20 protein-coding genes are annotated in these 16,528 nt (G+C 69.7%); all 20 read right to left on the bottom strand.

The features are described 5' to 3' along the window. Nucleotides 1-859, bottom strand: an 859-nt coding sequence (locus tag OG219_RS47620) for a helix-turn-helix domain-containing protein (protein WP_266837888.1), incomplete at its 3' end; no start/stop codon positions are given. A gap of 143 nt (nt 860-1,002) precedes the next feature. Next, nucleotides 1,003-1,680 (bottom strand): collagen-like protein, encoded by a 678-nt coding sequence (locus tag OG219_RS47615; protein ID WP_266835881.1) that lies wholly within the window; start codon nt 1,678-1,680, stop codon nt 1,003-1,005. Further along, complete coding sequence (locus tag OG219_RS47610) at nt 1,677-2,009, bottom strand: hypothetical protein (RefSeq protein WP_266835882.1); 333 nt, start codon at nt 2,007-2,009, stop codon at nt 1,677-1,679. The genes OG219_RS47615 and OG219_RS47610 overlap by 4 nt, the downstream gene beginning before the upstream one ends. Before the next feature lie 51 nt (nt 2,010-2,060). Next, nucleotides 2,061-2,378, bottom strand: a complete 318-nt coding sequence (locus OG219_RS47605; RefSeq protein WP_266835883.1) for a hypothetical protein — start codon at nt 2,376-2,378, stop codon at nt 2,061-2,063. A 56-nt stretch (nt 2,379-2,434) separates the two neighbouring features. After that, complete coding sequence (locus tag OG219_RS47600) at nt 2,435-3,238, bottom strand: CHAP domain-containing protein (protein ID WP_266835884.1); 804 nt, start codon at nt 3,236-3,238, stop codon at nt 2,435-2,437. Next, entirely contained in the window at nt 3,235-3,519 is a 285-nt protein-coding gene (locus OG219_RS47595; protein ID WP_266835885.1) for a hypothetical protein, read from the bottom strand. Before OG219_RS47595 ends, OG219_RS47600 begins: the two co-directional genes overlap by 4 nt. A gap of 80 nt (nt 3,520-3,599) precedes the next feature. Beyond that, complete coding sequence (locus OG219_RS47590; RefSeq protein ID WP_266835886.1) at nt 3,600-5,402, bottom strand: right-handed parallel beta-helix repeat-containing protein; 1,803 nt, start codon at nt 5,400-5,402, stop codon at nt 3,600-3,602. A 2-nt stretch (nt 5,403-5,404) separates the two neighbouring features. Further along, complete coding sequence (locus tag OG219_RS47585) at nt 5,405-6,349, bottom strand: hypothetical protein (protein ID WP_266835887.1); 945 nt, start codon at nt 6,347-6,349, stop codon at nt 5,405-5,407. Between the two features lie 12 nt (nt 6,350-6,361). Next, the gene (locus tag OG219_RS47580; RefSeq protein ID WP_323183337.1) at nt 6,362-7,483 is read right to left on the bottom strand and encodes a siphovirus ReqiPepy6 Gp37-like family protein; all 1,122 of its coding nucleotides are present in this window, start codon (nt 7,481-7,483) and stop codon (nt 6,362-6,364) included. Nucleotides 7,484-7,543: 60 nt separating this feature from the next. Beyond that, nucleotides 7,544-8,524 carry a phage tail protein gene (locus OG219_RS47575; protein ID WP_266835889.1) on the bottom strand — a complete coding sequence of 327 codons (981 nt, stop codon included), beginning with the start codon at nt 8,522-8,524 and terminating at the stop codon, nt 7,544-7,546. After that, nucleotides 8,525-12,058, bottom strand: coding sequence for a phage tail tape measure protein (locus tag OG219_RS47570; RefSeq protein WP_266835890.1), 3,534 nt, complete (start codon nt 12,056-12,058; stop codon nt 8,525-8,527). A 3-nt stretch (nt 12,059-12,061) separates the two neighbouring features. Continuing rightward, on the bottom strand, nt 12,062-12,343 hold the full coding sequence (locus OG219_RS47565; RefSeq protein WP_266835891.1) for a hypothetical protein: 282 nt from the start codon (nt 12,341-12,343) through the stop codon (nt 12,062-12,064). Between the two features lie 170 nt (nt 12,344-12,513). Next, nucleotides 12,514-12,852 carry a hypothetical protein gene (locus OG219_RS47560; RefSeq protein ID WP_266835892.1) on the bottom strand — a complete coding sequence of 113 codons (339 nt, stop codon included), beginning with the start codon at nt 12,850-12,852 and terminating at the stop codon, nt 12,514-12,516. A 104-nt stretch (nt 12,853-12,956) separates the two neighbouring features. Beyond that, nucleotides 12,957-13,589, bottom strand: a complete 633-nt coding sequence (locus tag OG219_RS47555) for a phage tail protein (RefSeq protein ID WP_266835893.1) — start codon at nt 13,587-13,589, stop codon at nt 12,957-12,959. Nucleotides 13,590-13,664: 75 nt separating this feature from the next. Then, complete coding sequence (locus OG219_RS47550) at nt 13,665-14,072, bottom strand: hypothetical protein (RefSeq protein WP_266835894.1); 408 nt, start codon at nt 14,070-14,072, stop codon at nt 13,665-13,667. Continuing rightward, a complete protein-coding gene (locus tag OG219_RS47545) occupies nt 14,072-14,350 on the bottom strand; it encodes a hypothetical protein (RefSeq protein WP_266835895.1) in 279 nt (92 codons plus the stop codon). Before OG219_RS47545 ends, OG219_RS47550 begins: the two co-directional genes overlap by 1 nt. A gap of 6 nt (nt 14,351-14,356) precedes the next feature. Further along, entirely contained in the window at nt 14,357-14,710 is a 354-nt protein-coding gene (locus OG219_RS47540) for a hypothetical protein (protein WP_266835896.1), read from the bottom strand. Continuing rightward, nucleotides 14,707-15,153, bottom strand: coding sequence for a hypothetical protein (locus OG219_RS47535; protein ID WP_266835897.1), 447 nt, complete (start codon nt 15,151-15,153; stop codon nt 14,707-14,709). The genes OG219_RS47540 and OG219_RS47535 overlap by 4 nt, the downstream gene beginning before the upstream one ends. A 4-nt stretch (nt 15,154-15,157) precedes the next feature. Continuing rightward, on the bottom strand, nt 15,158-15,475 hold the full coding sequence (locus OG219_RS47530; RefSeq protein ID WP_266835898.1) for a hypothetical protein: 318 nt from the start codon (nt 15,473-15,475) through the stop codon (nt 15,158-15,160). Beyond that, nucleotides 15,472-16,524, bottom strand: a complete 1,053-nt coding sequence (locus OG219_RS47525) for a major capsid protein (RefSeq protein ID WP_266835899.1) — start codon at nt 16,522-16,524, stop codon at nt 15,472-15,474. The genes OG219_RS47530 and OG219_RS47525 overlap by 4 nt, the downstream gene beginning before the upstream one ends. Nucleotides 16,525-16,528: the final 4 nt, after the last annotated feature.

Genomic DNA, 16,528 nt, shown 5'->3' with positions numbered 1-16,528 from the left:
CGGCGTCCTCCAATGCGGCGGTGATCCGCGACCACGCGTCGGTGCCCTGATTCCCGCGGGCGTGTGCGATCGCCGCCCGCAGGTGCAGCGCGCCCCGTAGCGACAGTGCCTCGCGCTGCGGGTTGCTCGCTTCGGCGAGCGGTTCGAGATCGCGCAGCGCGGCCTCGGCGACAGCCACGGTTTCCGGCAGCGACGCTTGATGCAGCAATGCGCCGCACCGGTCCCAGGCGACAGCGGCTTTGACGAGGGGGTCGTCGAGTTCGGTTGCGGCGCCCGCCCCGACCTCGGCGGCGACCCATGCGAGGTCGGGGTATCCAAGTTGGTTGAGGCACATACGGGCCGTGCGAGCGGTGTCCACCATGAGGCGCAGCGCATCGTCGCGGGCGTCGGCGTGCTGCAGCAGCGCCGTATTGAGATCCTCGATCATTCCGGGCAGCAGTGTCGCGACGGCGGGCAGATCGGCCGCCTGCCGTGCCTGGTTCGCCTTCCGCGAGCGGTTGCGCAAGTCGGCCAGGTCGACCGGGGCGCCCTGCGGAGCGAGCCCAGGGTGCCCGGACAGGATGAGCCCGGTCCGGCGCAGCCCGGTGCGCATTGCCGGGATGTGGGCGTGAGCGAGGTTGCCGCCGCTGCGCTGCAGTCGGTAGGGCTGTCCGAGCAGCCATACGACGTCGACGTCGCACAGATCGGCGATCGCGGTGATCAGTGAATAGCGATCGAGCGGCATCCTGCCGGCCTCGACGTTGGCGAGCCATGACTCGGTGCGAGCAAGTAGCCCAGCCATTTCGGCTTGTGTCAGGTCTGCCGCTTGTCGGGCGATTTTCACGCGGGTGCCGATGTGCTCATCTGTGCTTAGAGGCATACTGGTGCTCCGTTCTCTGGTCGCACTTAGAACGGTACGCCGAATGCGCCCCCCGCGGCTGAAGTTGTGGGGGGCGCAGTCACGTCGAGGAACGAGAAAGGCGCCCCTGCCCGGCCGTGAGGCCAGACAGGGGCGCAGTTCTGTTATGCGATGCGGCGGCGCTCGGCAGGCAGCCCGAGCAGCGGCGACGAGGTCGGGCTCGGCGACGGGTCGCTCGGCTGCGGGGCGCCGTCGCGCCTGCAGACGAGGGCGTCGGGGTCCCATGACGGCGCCTGCAGGCTGTACCCATCCGGGCATGTCTGCCCGTCGCGGCCGTCGGTGCCGTCCTTACCGTCCTGGCCTGCAGGACCGGGCGGGCCGGCGGGTCCGGTCGGACCGGCCGGACCGGCCGGACCCGGCGGGCCGGTCACTGTGGCGCCGGGCTCGCCCTGCGCGCCGGACGGTCCGGGCGACCCTGTCGCGGCCGGCCCCGGACTGCCCGGCTCGCCCTGCGGTCCGCGGGGTCCTGCAGGACCGGGGATCGGTACGGGCACCTCGGCTCGCGCGGGTAGGTTCTCGACCGCCCGCGCCGGGTCCGGCGCGGCCGGTGTCTTCCCCTCTGCCTTGATCTGCTCGCGCAGCACGCGCACGTCGCCGGCGAGCGTCGTTACCGCGTCGCCGCGCAGGTTTGCCTCGGCGATCGCTTCCTTACGGGCGGACGACTCGGCGTCGATCCGCAGCCACACCAGGACGACGGCGCCCGACAGTACGAGCAGCACGGCGGCGACCGCGAGCGACCGCCACCGCTGCGCGAGGATCGGCTGAGCATGACGTCGCGTCACGTGGTCTGTCCTCCAAGCTCGGCGATCCGGTCGCGCAGCTGCCGGTTCTCGTTCGTGAGTGCCGCGATCTGCTCGTGCAGGCCTGCCTTATCGGCCCGTTCACTGGCGAGTTCGGCGTACGCCGCGGCGAGCAGCCGCTCGTTCTCGACGATCCGGTCGCGCAACTTGTCGCGCTCTTCCTGCAGCTCGTTGACGAGCCCGAGGGATCCTGTGATCACGACGCCGGACTGCGAGGCGGCGTTCGCGCCGCGGTGCCCGACCAGTGCGGCGGCGGCCGCCGCGAGCCCGACGACGATGGTTCCGACGGCGCCGAGCGTCGCAGCGTCCACGCGCTACCTCCGGTTGTGCAGTGGCAGGTAAGAGCGGCCGTAGGGCCGACGTCACCCGCTTGTCGACGAGCCGCTCGTGTACCCGCTCGGGTCGACCGGTTCGAGCGCCTCGAACCGCGGGTACGCCGGCGGCCGCGCCCACCCGAGCAGCACGCCCGCGAGGTTCTGCAGGGCGCTGCCGCGCAGCCGCTCGCCGATCCATTCGAGCAGCCGGAACAGGACGTAGTACGCGGCCGCGAGCGCGATGGTCACGGCGCTGGTGACGGTCGCCGAGTTGATCTCGAACCCGGCGCGCACGGCGAGGGTGAGCAGATACCCGGCGACGAGCGGCACGACCGTACGCATGTAACTGACGAACAGGGCAGGCATAACCGGCCCCCTTCCTTGTGGTGAGAGACCGGCAGCGGCCGGTCGGTGAGTGGAGATCAGGCGACGACGTCGAATCCGTGCGCCTTACCGAGCCGCGTGAGCGACGCCTTACCCGGCATGCCGTCGGCGTCCTTGCCGCTGTAGCCGTACCGGTGCTGCAGCAGCGCGTACGCGCTGCGCGTGGCCGTGCCCGCGTGACCGTCGGCGTACTGCGCGGCGAGCAGCTTCTCGGCGACGAGTGCCTGCTCGACGTACTTCGTCGGCGCGTACGAGACTGGCGTGCCCTTCTTCGGGGCGTCGACCTTGAATGCCTGCACGAGTGCCTTGAGGGACACCTGCGGCCGCTTCGAGCCCGACGAGCCGCTGCTCGTCGCAGGCCTCGGCGCCGGCTTGTACTTGGGCCGGCCGAACCCGGCGATGTCTTGCACGACGCGCACGCGCCTCGCGCAGACGTTGAGGGTGTTGCCCTCGACGGTGTACACGTACTTGTAGTCGGCCGAGACTCCCGTGACGATGCCGACGTGATCGATCTTGCCGATCTCGCTCGTACCGGCCCAGTCGAAGAACACGATGTCGCCGCGACGGATCCCGCTCGCCTTGATCCCGTTGGTCATCGCGGTCCACTGACCGGCCGCCTTGAAGCGGGCGGCGTGCGCCACGGTGTACGCGAAGTCGGTCCCGAAGCACACCGCGTCGTACTCGCCGGCCTCGACGGCGGCGAGCGTGATCGTGGCGTCGCACCATGCGAAGTTGCCGTTGTACAGCGAGCCGTTGCGCTGCCGGTACCAGGCCTGTATCTCGTTCGGCTCGGCGGTGCCGATCCAGCGTTCGACCGCCTTGACCATGGCTTCGAGGCTCATGCGGACTCGCCCCCCTCGGGGGTGTCCGCGGTCGGGGCGTCGCCCTCGTCGGCCGGCTCGTCGGCCGGCTCGTCGGCCGGCTCGTCGACGGGCGCCTCGGCGTCCTCGTCGGCGACCGCGGCGCCGCTGTAGAACCCGGCCATGTCTGCCGGCCCGTACTGCTCGGCGAGCAGCTCGGCCTCGTCGTCGACGGTCGGCCCGTTGCCGGTGCGCACGAGGTGCTGCGCCTGCTCTTCCTGGTCGCCGAGCCGCTCGGGGATCGGCCGTTCTGTGTCACCCATGGGTGAGCCCCTCCTGTCGGGCATGAAAAACGCCCCCGGCCGGTCGGCGAGGGGCGAGCGTGAGGTGCGTCGGCGTGCTGCTACGCGGGCTCGAACAGGACGTACAGCACGGTCGAGGTTTCCGTGCCGCTGTTCGAGTTGACGGTGAACCCGACGCCCGCATTCTTGGTCACGGACAGGTGTCCGGGCGCACCGCCGAGCGTCTGCCGGATCACGGCGACGCGCGTGTTCGCCGTGATCGACGTGTTGGGCACGGTGACCGTGCCCGCGGCGAGGGTGGCGACGCCCATGCGTGCGTTGGCGCCTTCCTTGATCGCGACGCCGCCGCCGGGCGAGCCGATGTTCAGCGCCTTGGGGGTGCCGTCCCAGATGTTCCACACGCCGCCGGACTGCCCGGACGATGCGGCGAGGTACCCGCCGACGTTGAGGTTTCCGGCGACGTCGGTCGGGCCGGCGAACGCGTCGACGGGCGCCGCCGTCGGGCCGGTGCGCTCGGCGATGTTGAGCCCGCGCCGGAGCACGTTGTTCCCGCCGCCGTCCGACCAGCCTGCAGCAGCAGCGTGCAGGAACCCGGACGCGACCGACACGTACTCGGAATCCTCGACGCGCACCCCGTACTGCGGCGAGAGTGTCTGTGTGCCGTCGTCGTCGACGCCGGGGTAACACGTGATCATGCCGACGATCACGGGTACCTCGGCGCCGTCGACCTTGAGCCCGGCATACCCGCCGCCGCCCGCGCCGTTGTTGCGGCCGTCGCGCCGGGTCAGCAGGTTCTCGATCTGCAGCGGCGGGTTACCGACCGCGTCGATCAGCACCCCGTTTTGCCCGTTGCGGTCCGTCGAGCAGCCCGACAGCAGCATCCCGCCCGAGCCGGTGCCGGTCGCCCAATCGCCTGTCAGGTGATAGCCGTTGCCGACGTTCCACTCGGCGCGGCAGCCGATCGCGTGCGAGTTCGCCGCGTTGTCGATCTCGAACCCGTTCGCCCCGTTGCCGATCGCCTGGCAGTCGATCAGGGTGAGGTCGGTCATCACCTGCATGGCGAACCCGTGCCACCCGCAGTTGTCGATCATGACGCGGTGACAGCGCCAACTGTACGGATGAAACCCGGCGTTGAACTCGGTGTGCACGCCGGCGCCGCTCACCCGCCGAACGGTGACGTCCCTCAATCCCACGTTCTGAATGTTGCCTGCGGCTCGGATGCCGTCGAGTCCCGGCGCTATCACGCCCGACCCGTCGATCATCACGTTCAAGATCCGGTGCTCGGCGCTGATCGTCGAGTACCCGCCCGTCGCGGCGTCGACGAGCGAGATCACCGAGGTGCCCACGAACGACGGCAGCGGTTTGAGGTAGCACGGCGGGTCGGTCAGTCCGGGCACGGTCATGAGGTTCGTGTGCGTGCCCTGCAGGGTGACCGCCGGCGGGATCGTGAGCGGCGCCGACGTGCGGTACGCGCCCGCCGGCAGGTACACGATGCCGCCCATCGGCGCCGCGGCGAGCGCTGCCTGAATCGCCGCGGTGTCGTCGGTGACGTTGTCACCCTTCGCGCCGAAGTCGAGGACGTTGAGCCAGTCACGTACGGAGCCGGCCGCCGTCTCGCTGTCGCCGACGTTGTGCGCCTCGATCCACGCGCGGGAACTGCCGCCGGCGTCGGCCCACATGCCCTCGACGTTGTCGGGCCCGAAGAATCGAGGCAGCGCCCCGTACTCGTCGGCGGTCACGGACGTGATCGCGGCGCTGCCTGCGTCAAGTAGGTCGGTGTACTGCGTGCCGCCGCTTGACTGGTCGTAGAAGGTGACGACCGCGCCCGAGGCGACGCCCCACAGCCCGTCGGACGGGCGCACAACGAAGTCGCCGATTCCTGAGCCGAACTCGTGGCGAGCCATGATCAGTCCACCACCCAACTGACGCCGGATCCGGGAAGCACGTTCTCACCCTTTTCGATGCTGGGATGGTTGGTCAGCCACACCTGACCGGGGCGATCCGAGCCGGCCGAGTAGATGACTGCGCGGCTCACCTGCAGGCCCGTTGTGTAGCAAATGGCGTACTGGTCGCGGTTGGGGTGCCGGTAGGCGGACGGGATCAGTACGGGCAGTCGCGACTCGTCGGCGCCTTGAAGAGTGCCCGCGGCGCGCTGGAAGGATCCGAGGCGTAGATGAACGTTGCCGTTGCGCTTCTGCAGCACGCTCTCGGTGCCGATCGTCCACGCGGACAGCGGGGAGTTGATACCGATCACGCCCGAGTCGTCGAACAGTCCGGCCCACGTGTCGCCGGTCCACACCCGCACGCGTCCGGTGTTCGTCTCGAAACACATCTCGCCCGGCGTCGGGTTCGGGTTCCGGGTCGTCGAGGTGCACGGCCGGATGCGAACGCCGACGTACAGCTCTTCGCGGCTGACTGTCACGGACGATGCGGCATTGCGGATCGTCACCTGAGCGAGGGGGACCTCGTACAGACCGGTGTCGCCGGTGTCCTGCACGAGAGCAGGGGCGCCGCCGCCGGGGGTGCCTTGCCGGACTGCGGCCCGTACGGTCCATGTGGCGCGGTCGAGCCGCAGCACAACGCGGTCGACGCGAGTCGAGCCCGAGACGTTCGCGGTGATCGGTAGGTTCTCGACGGATGACCCGGAGTACCAAGCGTGCCCGCGCACCGAGGCGTAGGCGTTCGCCTTGACGTTGACCGACCATCCGATACCCGCGGTGACCACTGGCGTACTACTCACGGGGTCGCCGTACACGCCGTCGCCACTGAATCTCGCGGCGATCTTCTCGTACTCGGTGTCAGTGACCGCCCTGCCGTTGTGTGCCGGACTCGGCCAGGAATCTTGAGCCACGCGGGCGCCTCCTTATCGCGTTTCGAGCCGGCCGAGTCGGCGGCCGAGCGTGCGTATGGCCTTGACCATCTCGGGGTCGGAAGTGGCTTCGGGCGAGCCGATCAGCGTCGACACGTACTCGCCGGAATCGGGCGTCGCCTGCAGGTGAATCGAGCGCACGAGGTCGGCGACCTCGACACCGGTCGGGAGCGCGACAGTCACCCTGTCGCCGAGATCGAAGTCTCTGCCCGCCTTGAGGTCCTCGGTGTCAACGGTGACCGTGGCGAGTTCGACCGGGGCGGCGCCGCTCGCGAGTTCCTCGTTCCCGCCCTGCGTGAGTTCGCCGTTCGTATCGTTGGCGGCCGAGCCGTCGATGTACTTCTCGACCCGCCACCATGACGACGCCGCGCCGGCGTTGGCGACTTGCACGTACGTGCGCCCCGACGTGCCGGTGTCCGGCTCGGTTCCGGCGACCAGAGCGTGCGTGACCGTCGGCGCCGATAGCTTGGCCTGCACTGAGCGCAGGTTGCCGAGCCCGATGCTGAACCGTGCGGTCGCCGTGAGATCGGCGGGCGCGTAGCAGTCGAGCACGATCTGCCCGGCGGTCTGCCGCGTGCGGAACCCGATCGCCCCGCCGTTCTGCGCAACCCGCCTGCACACGTCGAGCAGCGGCTCGAACCGTGTCTTCATGGTCGTCGCCGAGCCGACGCCCGCCACGGCGCCGAGCGCGAGATTCGGCATGCGGCGCTCGGACCGGGCGCCCGGTCCGCAGTTCTCGTTCACGAGGGTGCGGATGATGGTTTCCGCGTTCGTGCTCGTGAGCTGCCGGTACGTGTTGGCGAGCTGCGCCGTCCACGCGTTCGCCGGGCTCGGCCACGTGATGTAGCCCGCCACGACCGCGAGGTCGTCGGAGAAACTGACCGTGACCTTTCCCCAACCCGGCTCTTCGGTGACCGACCACGAGAAATCGCTCGGGATCTCCAGCGGGCCAGCCATCCATACCGCGCCGTCGCGAATGATCATCAGCCGGTTTCCGGGCTGCAGTTGCGCCATGACGTCCGGCCGCGCCGGTATGTCGACCGTGCCCGAGCCGGGCTCGTTGAAGCGTTTCGTCGCGTCGAGGTTCGTCCAGCCGTCGAGCGGGTCGCCCTGCACGTCGAGGTTCTTGTCGGTGATGAGCAGTTGCACGGCCACCCGACCGCCGCCCCCTTCCGATCAGGCGGTCTCGTACCGCGGGTTGTACGTCAGATCGACGGCGCTGCCGGGGCCGGATCCGTCGAGTTGGAACGTCACGGGGTTGTCGCCGGGCGCGAGTCCCCACAGAACGGCGCTCGGCCAGTCGAGCGCGCCGACCCAGTTCGAGCCGTCCTGATAGCGCACCGAGGGCGGGTCGGTCGTGATCGTGACCTGTTGCCCGGCGAGCAAGTTGCCGTGCCCGACCGCCGTCGGGTCGACGGTGAACGACTCGCCGGTTCCCTCGTGCGTGAACGTGATCAGGCTCGCGGGACCGGTGACGGTCCACTGTGGCCATACGGTCACGTCGCCGGGGTTCTTGACCGTTGTCGCGCCGAGCACCTGCGACGACGAGACCGTCGGGTAAGGGGTGAAGAAGCTCGACAGTGCGCCGGTCTCCTGGTGCACCGACACGTCGACGGGGTCGAACCAATACGGGTCTTCACACCACAGCGTGAGCGCCGCGGCATCCGACACAATGCCCGACCCTTTGGTGCCGCGCCCCTCGAACCCTTCCTGATAGAACACCCGCACGTGCCTGCGCGTGCCGTCCGGCCGGGCGATCTCCAGCACGCCCGGCGTGCGGGTGCCGTCGGGGTTCTCGCGCAGCGTCCGCGTGAACGCCGTCGCGAGCGCCCGCCATCGGCCGACGAACTCGTCGTGCGTCTCGCCGTACACGTACAGCGGCCACACGATCGCCCGCGCCTGCGGCTGCACGTACCGCAGCCGCGCGCCGCCCCGCGGGTGCGCGTCACTGGTGAGCGCGTACGGTGCGGCGCCGAGCCCGGATACTCCGTCGGCCAGGGTGAACCAACCCGCCGCCTCGTCGGTGAGCGGCCACACCTTGCCCGTGGGGTCGGTGTAGCTCGCGACGGCGAACCCGATCTCGGGGAACGGTACCGGTGTCGGGGTGCCTCCCCCGGTGTCGGGCGGGGTGGTGACCGGCGCGGTAATCAGCGGCATTTAACGCGGCCTCCCCACCCGAGCGAGAGCATCCTGTCGGCGCTGCAGCACCTCAAGGTCGCGCACGGTCATGTCGAGCGTGCGCGGATACAGGTTGTACGTGTTGCCGGCCGGCGCCGCCGACTGCTGCCCGCCCGCCGAGCCGAGTGCAGCCCGTACCGCCGCGGCGGCCGGTACCGACTGCGGCATGCTCCGTGCCATGCCGCGCACCACTGCGGCGCCGACTGCGGAGATCGACGAGTCGCTGTCGAGCACGGTCTGCCCGCCGCCGAACTGCAGCAGCTCGGGCCCGTTCTCGCCCACCCACGCGACCTCGCCCGGCCGGGGCCGGCCGCCGTTCGCGTACCCGCCCGCGCGGTTGTACGCCGAGGCGAGCGAGCCGTACCTCGACATCGCGTACCGCATGCTCGCGTAGATGTTGGCGAGCGGATCCCACACGCCGCGGCCGCGCAGCTTGCCGGCGTACGCGTTGAACGTCGGGTCGATGACCTGCATCAGGCCCTTCGAGGGCGTGCCGTTGCGGGCGTTGATGTCCCAATTGTTGATCGCGCGAGGGTTCCCGCCCGACTCTTGGTTCATCCTGCGCAACACGGTCGGCAGCAGACTCGCCGGCTGCCCGACCAACTTGAGCGCCTGCAGCACGACCGACGACCAGCGCTTGACGCCCGACCCGCCGATGTCGCCCGACGAGCCGCCGAACATGCTCGTCGCGGAGTTGACGACCTTGTCTTTCAGGCTCGACAGCATCTTGATCGGAACCTTCCCGATCATCTGTGCGAACCTGTTCTGTCCGATCTGCGCGATCTTGTCGCGGATGAACTTGGTCGCCTTGTCCCACAGCTTGCCGGGGTTGGCGAGGAAGTCGACGCCATCCATCACGGCGCCGCCGATCTTGCTCGCCTTGTCGCCGATCCACCCCGCGACGTCGCCGACGATGCCGCCGCCGGCGAACCGCTGTACGGGCAACTCGCCGTACTGGTTGATGTAGTTGAGCGTGCCGAACCCGAGCTTCCGGGCGGACGACCGCTTGACGACGAACTCGTCGGCCATCATGAGCGCCGGGATCGAGTCCTTACCGGGCACGCCGCCGTGCGTGCGGCCGCCGTCGGCGAGCAGCTTCGGCGCGGCCGGCAGCTTGCCGAGCCCGACAAAACCGGCCACCTTATCCCAAACGGCTTTAATCCCATGCGAGTACACCGAATCGATCACGAAGTTCACAGGCTTTTTCGTGATGTCCTGGATCTTGCCGAACGCCGTGCCGATCGCGTCTTTCGCGGTACCGAACGCGTCGCCGACGAGCTTTACGCCGGTCTTCGCAGCGTCGAACGCAGGCTTCAGCCCCTTCGACCACAGCACCGAGGCGGCCGAACTGATCCCGGTGAACGCCGGCTGCAGGGCGTTGTGCCACAGCCACGAGCCGGCCGCGCCGAGCGCCTGTATGCCGGCCTTGACGTACCCGAACGTGACCTTCACGCCGCCCCAGAACCAGCCGACGACGGTCACGATCCCTTGGAACGCCGGCTGCAGGGCGTTGTGCCACAGCCACATGCCGACGGCGCCGAGCGCCTGCACGCCGGCCTTGAAGTACCCGAAGATCACCTTTACGCCGGTCCACCAAAGCGAGATCAGCGCGCCGATCCCGCGGAACGCCGGCCCGATCGCGTTGTTCCACAGCCACGTTGCGCCCGCGCCGATCGCGCTGAACGCCGGCTGCAGGGCGTTTGTCCACAGCCACGAGCCGACCGCGCCGAGTGTCCTGAACGCGATCACGATCGGGGCGATCACGAGCACCGCGACGACCGTAAACAGCACCTTCGCGGCGAGGGCGATCGCCGAGAACACAGGCGACAGCACGCTCGACCACAGCCACGTAGCGGCCGTGCCGACCGCCTGAATCGCCGTCCAAATGCCCGACAACGCAGGCTTGATGAACCCGTTCCACGCGGTCATCGCGGCCGCTTGGATGCCGGCCCACGCGCCTTGCACGATCGCCCGGAACGTCTCGCTCTTCTTGTACGCGACGACGAGCGCCGTGCCGAGGGCGAGAATCCCGACGATGATCAAACCGATCGGGTTCGCGCTCATCACGGCGTTGAGCACGCCCTGCGCGATCGCCCACCCGCGGGTGACGGCGGTCGTCGCGAGGATCACGCCGCGGTACACCGTGAACGCTGCAGTCATCGCCCACGTGCCGATAGCCGAGGCGCCCGCCACGACGGCGATACCGCCGATCGCGACGCCGAGCGGCAGCAGCCACGCCCCGTAGTCCTTCACCCACTGCACACCGCCGGCGAGCGCGTCGCCGACACCCCGCACCGCGGGCACGAGGTAGTCGAGCAGCGCGCCGCCGACGGTCTGCGCGGGCGGCAGTACGTACGTGGTCAGGAACGAGCCGAAGTCGCGCAGCGCAGGCAACGCGTACTTGCTCGCGAAATTCGCGAGCCCCTGCAGCGCCTGCCGCTTGAACACCTCGATGTCATTCGAGGCAGTGTTGTGCAGCGTCTTGCCCATCTTGCCGGCCGCACCGCCGACCTTGCCGATCCCCTTCGCTGCGGTCGTCGGGTCGAGCGAGTACAGCGCCTGCCCGAGGTCCTCGGCCTGCGTACCGAACAGGGCGACCGCGGCCTGCGACTGCTTGACCGGGTCTTTGATGCCGCGCAGCCGGTCGAGGGTGAGCGCGAGTACACCGTTCGCCGCCTTGCCACCCTTGGCGAACTTCGCCGCCATGTCGTCGGCGTTGAGCCCGAGCGCCTTCCACCCGTCGGCGGTCGTCTTGCTGCCGTCGACGGCACGGATCGTGAACTCTTTGATCGAGTCCGCGACGACGTCGCCGTCGCGGGCGCCCGCCTGCAGACCCTGATTGATCAGACCGATCGCGGTCGCGCCGTCGAGACCGGCTTTCCTCCATTGGGTGCTGTACTCGTTGACCGTGTCGATCAAGTCGCCCGCCTTGTCGGCGCCCGACTGGAACCCTGCCGTCAACAGGTCGAAACCCTCTTTGCCGTTCTTGACCAGGCCCGTACGAATGAGCTGCCCGACAGCCTTCGTCGACTCGCCGACGTCGGCGTCGAACACCTCGGCCAAGTTGAGCGCCGCCGACGACAGCCCGGTGAGTTCCTTCTTCGGGGCGCTGAGTGCGGCGACGCCGTTCTGCTGCAGCGCCTTGAGCGAGTCGTCGACCTGATCGATCGACTCGCCGTACCCCTTGGCATAGATCGAACCCGCGATCTTGCCGGCGCGTGCCGTGTCCTTCTCACTGAGCCCGAGCGATGCGCCGAGCTTGGCCGTTGCCTTGTCCTGCTCGACCGCCTCGGCGAACCCGGCAGCGAACAGGGCGCCGCCTGCGACCGCGACGCCGGCGACACCCGCCTTCAACTTCCCGCCGAGCCCGCCGAGGAACCCGTCGCCGGCATCCTGCCCGGCGCTCGTGCCGACCCGCGCCGACTCGCCGCTGATCTGCTGATTGAGCAGCCGGCCGAACCCGCGTGCCTCGGGCACGACGGACACGTACCCGACGCCGACCTCGACCGACATCGCTCAACTCCCTTTCACCTGCGCGACGATGTGCTCGTACGCCGCTTTCGCCCGCGCCTTGTCGGCGTCGTTCTTCGCCTCGTCGGGCACCGGATCGCCCGGCCGCCACGACGGTTTGGGGTAGGGCATCGCCGGTTTCTTCGGGTCGCGGTTCGCGTTGACGAACGCGGTCAGCAGCAGCGAGAGCAGATCTCGGCTGTCGGCGGCCGCGTAGTCGCCCTGCTGCCACGCGTGGCCGTTCTCGGCGCGGGCGGTCGCCCCGTCCGGCGGCAGGTGCTCGACCATGACGCGCAGCAGCCGAAGTGAGATCTCGCCTCGCCAGTAAGCGGCGAGCGGCCCGCCCGGTCCGTAACCGGGGTAGTGGTGCGCGAGGTCCGCCTCGACCGCCTCGGGATGCTCGCCGAGGACGTCGAGGGCGTCGTACGTGTAGGTGTCGACGACGTCGTCGCCGTCGCCTACCCCCTCGTAGGGCGCACCTTCTGCACCGTGTCTTGCGCCTCGTTACGGACGCCGACGTACAGCAGCATGACCGAGGTCGGGTCGCCGCCCGCGGCGATGAACTCGGGGTACTGGTCGCCGAGCAGAATGCGCGCGCCGGCCTCGTCGCCCTTGCCCTGCGCGTCGTTGAGGTCGCTCTGCATGTCGTCGGGCGTGAAGATCGGGTGCGGGAAGCTGAACACCTGCGGGTCATCCTCGGGACCGACCTCGAACTCGACGCGCTCGCCGCCGACCGCGTCGACGTACGACCGCTTGACGGTCTCCAGCCGGTACCGCGCCTTGCCGGGCTTGCTCATGATCGTGTGCCTTTCTTGGGTGAGCTGCGGGTGAGCATGTGAGGGCGAGGGGCGGTCGGGGCTCACCCAGAACCGCCGCCCCTCGCCCGATCAGGGGGGCGGCGCTACGCGAGGGTGCGCCAACCCGGACCGTCGACCCAGTTGCGGCACGAGGTGTTGAGCACCGAGTCGCGGTAGGCGTTGAACGTGACCGGCCGCTGTGTCTCCGAGCTGCGCGCCCACTGCTCGTCGTCCTTCGAGGTGAGCCGGGCGCGCGGGAAGAACTTGACGACGTAGATCTCTCCGCCGTCGTCGCCGTAGTCGAGCCCGATGAACAGCAGCCTGCGGAAGGGGTTGACCGGGGTCGACGGCCGGTCCCACTGCCACGCGGTACCGATCGCGGGCAGCGCGCCCGTGCCCGACAGCGCGATGCCCTCGAACAGGGCGACGGTCGCAGCGTTCGTCTCCTGCGGCGCGAACTGCGCGCTCAACACGTCCGACTCGACGTCGGATCGGGTCGGCTCGACCGACTGCGACGAGGTGACATCGGACATCGACAGATCGGACGTGAAAGTGATGCCGTCGTCGGTGGTGTAGCCGACCGGCACGTACCCGGCGGGGATCGCCGACAGTGTGCCGTCGATCGCGCTGAACGGTGCCGTGACTGCCGCGGTCGCGTAGTCCGCGGCGAACACGGCCTGCACGAGCTGCTTGCGGATGTACTCGTTGTGCAGACCGGTCTCAAGGGGTGTGCTCATGCTCGGGTTCCTCCATGGGAAACCCCCGGCCGCCGAGCGGTCCGGGGGTGCGATGTCTGGTGGCGGGTGAGCCGATCAGGGGGCGGCGAGCGCCTTGCCGCGCAGTGACACCTCGACGGCGAACGAGCTGCGTTCCTGCCCGGAGACCGGGTCGGGCGCGGTGTTCGGCCCGCCGACGTCGACGACGTCGTACGCCACGGCGCCGCGCCATCCGGGGATCGCGAACACGAGCGCCCGCACGACCTTGACGAGGTCGGCGACGGCGCCCTCGTCGGGCCCCCAGCACTCGAAGTTGAGGCGCGGCCGGTCCGTGATCCGGTCGAGCCGGCTGCCGCCGACCCGCTCGATCCGCACCAACTGCGCCGGCCGCGGATCCGGCACGCGAGTACGCACCGGTACGTCGAGCCCGCGCGCGAGCAGCGCCTCGCGCAGGTATCCGCGTACGACGTCGACGGCGTCGGGGAACTCGACCGGCGCCGCCATCAGTCGGCCCCTCGCGCGGCGTCGAGGGCGCGCAGCAGCGCCCGCCGCGACACCTCGGGGTCGCTGGTCGAATAGTCGCCGATCACGGCGCCGCGTACGCGATGCTCGCCGGTCTCGACGTCGACCCGGAACAGTCCGCCCGCCCCCTCGGCGCGTGCGGCGCTGCTCGCGGCCGCCTCGACGGCCCGCAGCTTGCGCTCGATCAGCGCCCGCACTTCCGGGGTGCGCAAGAACCCGGCGATGTTCTGCCGGTTGGGGACGAACCTCGAACCTGCCACGGCCGATCACCCCTCGACTGTCTTGAGCCTGATCTCGTAGTGGTGCAGCCCGTCGGGCGTGTACGCGGGACCGGGCGGGCCGATCACCTCGAAGTCGAGTCCGGACCAGTGCACGCGATCGTTGCCGTACACCGTGAGCGGGTCGCCGGCGGTCGTCCATGGGTTGCAGATCATGAGCCATTCGCCGATCTGCGCGTCGCGCTGGTCGGTGTCCTCGGCTCCGGTGTTCTGCTGCAGCCATGCGTCGACGGCGGCGTGCGTCGACGTCGACCAGTCGGCGACCGGGTTGTCGTACCGGTCGGTCGTCGTACCGGGGTGCTCGACGTCGACGAGGTGCAGCAGCAGATCGTCGGGGATCACCACACACCTTCCGCCCATAGTCCGGGCGTCGGGTCGCAGTGGCTGTACGGGTACGGATCCCGCCGCCACCCTGGCAGCCCCTCGTCGGCGACGCCGATCGAGTACGCGGCGTCGGCGTCCGGGTCGGTCGTGTCCTCGGGCTGCAGCTGCGCCTTTTCGTCCTCGGTGAGGTATAGACCGCCGTCCTCGCCGAGCGTCTCGCTGTACTGCCCGATCGTGCGCTGCCGGCGGCCGCCCGGATTGGCCATGACCCTACGGACGACCGCGACGCACACCGCGCGCAGCGTCGACTCGTCGGGCGTGTAGCCCGTCGGTATGTGCCGCTGCATAAGCGCGGTCGCGTCGTCGAGGTACGCCGCGACCTGCGCCCGCTTCGGGCTGCCCTCGGCGAGGGTGACGGCGGCGCGCGCCTCGTAGTCCTCGACCGTTGCGTACGCCGCCACCGCCCTACTCCTCTCGCTCGATCAGCTCGGCCGACTCGGCGGCCGCGATGATGTCCTCGCGGCTCGCGTCGGCGGCGACGTCGAGCTCGTGCTGCTCGGCGAACGCCCGCCACGCGTCGACGCCCGAGCCGCGGCCCGAACGGGGCGGCGCCTCGTCGCCGGTCGACTGCCCGCCGCCGGTCGACTGCTCGTCGACGGCCGGCTCGTCGCCGTCGGTCCATGCGTGATCGCCGATCTTCTTCGCGACGCCCGCCGGTACCTTGCTGTCGGGTCCGTACGCGACGCCGTCGACGTGCACATACGCGATCAGTCGCCGGGTCATGCGATCACCTGCGCCTTGAACGTGAGGTTCGGCTCGCGCAGGATCGGCAGACCGACCGCCGCGGCGTGCGTCCACAGCCGGATCGGATCCTTCGACTTGTACGTCGCCGCGACGACGCCGGGCTGCTCGCTCGCGACGAGGCTGTACTCGGATTCGAGCGCCTCGGCGGTCGTGCCGAGCAGCGTCGCGCCGAGGTCGGTCGGCTGCGCCGCGGTCGTTGCGCCGGCCGCGGGCAGCAGCGCGATCGCGTTCGCCGGAGTGATCCGGGTCGACACGCCGTCGACCTTGACCCGCGCGTCGTACACCTCGAACGTCGGCAGATCGAGCGAACGCAGAACCGAGTTCACCTGATCCGTGTTCAGCATCGGCGCCGTGCCGGCCGGAGCGAGCGGGTAGACCTGCCTGATCACCTGCTGACACATGCCGAAGTGCGTCACGACGCCGACCGGTGCCAGGATCACGGCCGGCGTCTCGCCGTTCGTGTCCTCGTAGGTGTTCACCCACGACCGCAGGTCGGTGAGCGGCGCCGCGTTCGTGTGATCGCTCCACAGCACGGCGGCGACGACCGAGTGCGCGCCGAGCCGGCCGAAGTCGACGGTCTGCTGCAGCTCGGTGATCGGTGCCTGCGCGTTGACGAGCACCTGCCCGCGCACGACCTCAAACCGCGCGCCGATGTTGCGGGCGATCCGCTGCGCATCCCGCGCGAGCAGCGCGAGCACGCGCTCGTCGTTCGTGTCCAGCTTCCGCAGCCGCAGCCGGTCGTACTCGTTCAGCGGGATCTTTTCGGAGATCGGGGGCAGTTCGCCCATGACCTTCGCGATCCCCTCGCGGCGGCCGATCTTCGACTCGGCGTCCCACGAGCGGAACGAGGCGGTCTCGGCGAGCCCGCCGCCGCCCTTGGTGAACTCGTACGCGATGTCGTCGACGGACACGTTCGGCAGCCACCGTGACAGCGTGAAGCGGTTCACCTGCAGGTCGGCGAGCGCCGCCCGGATCAGTCCGGTGAGTTCGGTCGGCTCAATGAACTCGGTGTCGAGAGTCCAGCTCATCTCA

The organism is Streptomyces sp. NBC_00038 (assembly GCF_026343635.1).
Classification (GTDB): Bacteria; Actinomycetota; Actinomycetes; order Streptomycetales; family Streptomycetaceae; genus Streptomyces.
The sequence above is the reverse complement of the archived record's forward strand: the minus strand, read 5'-3'. Positions and strand labels throughout refer to the sequence as shown.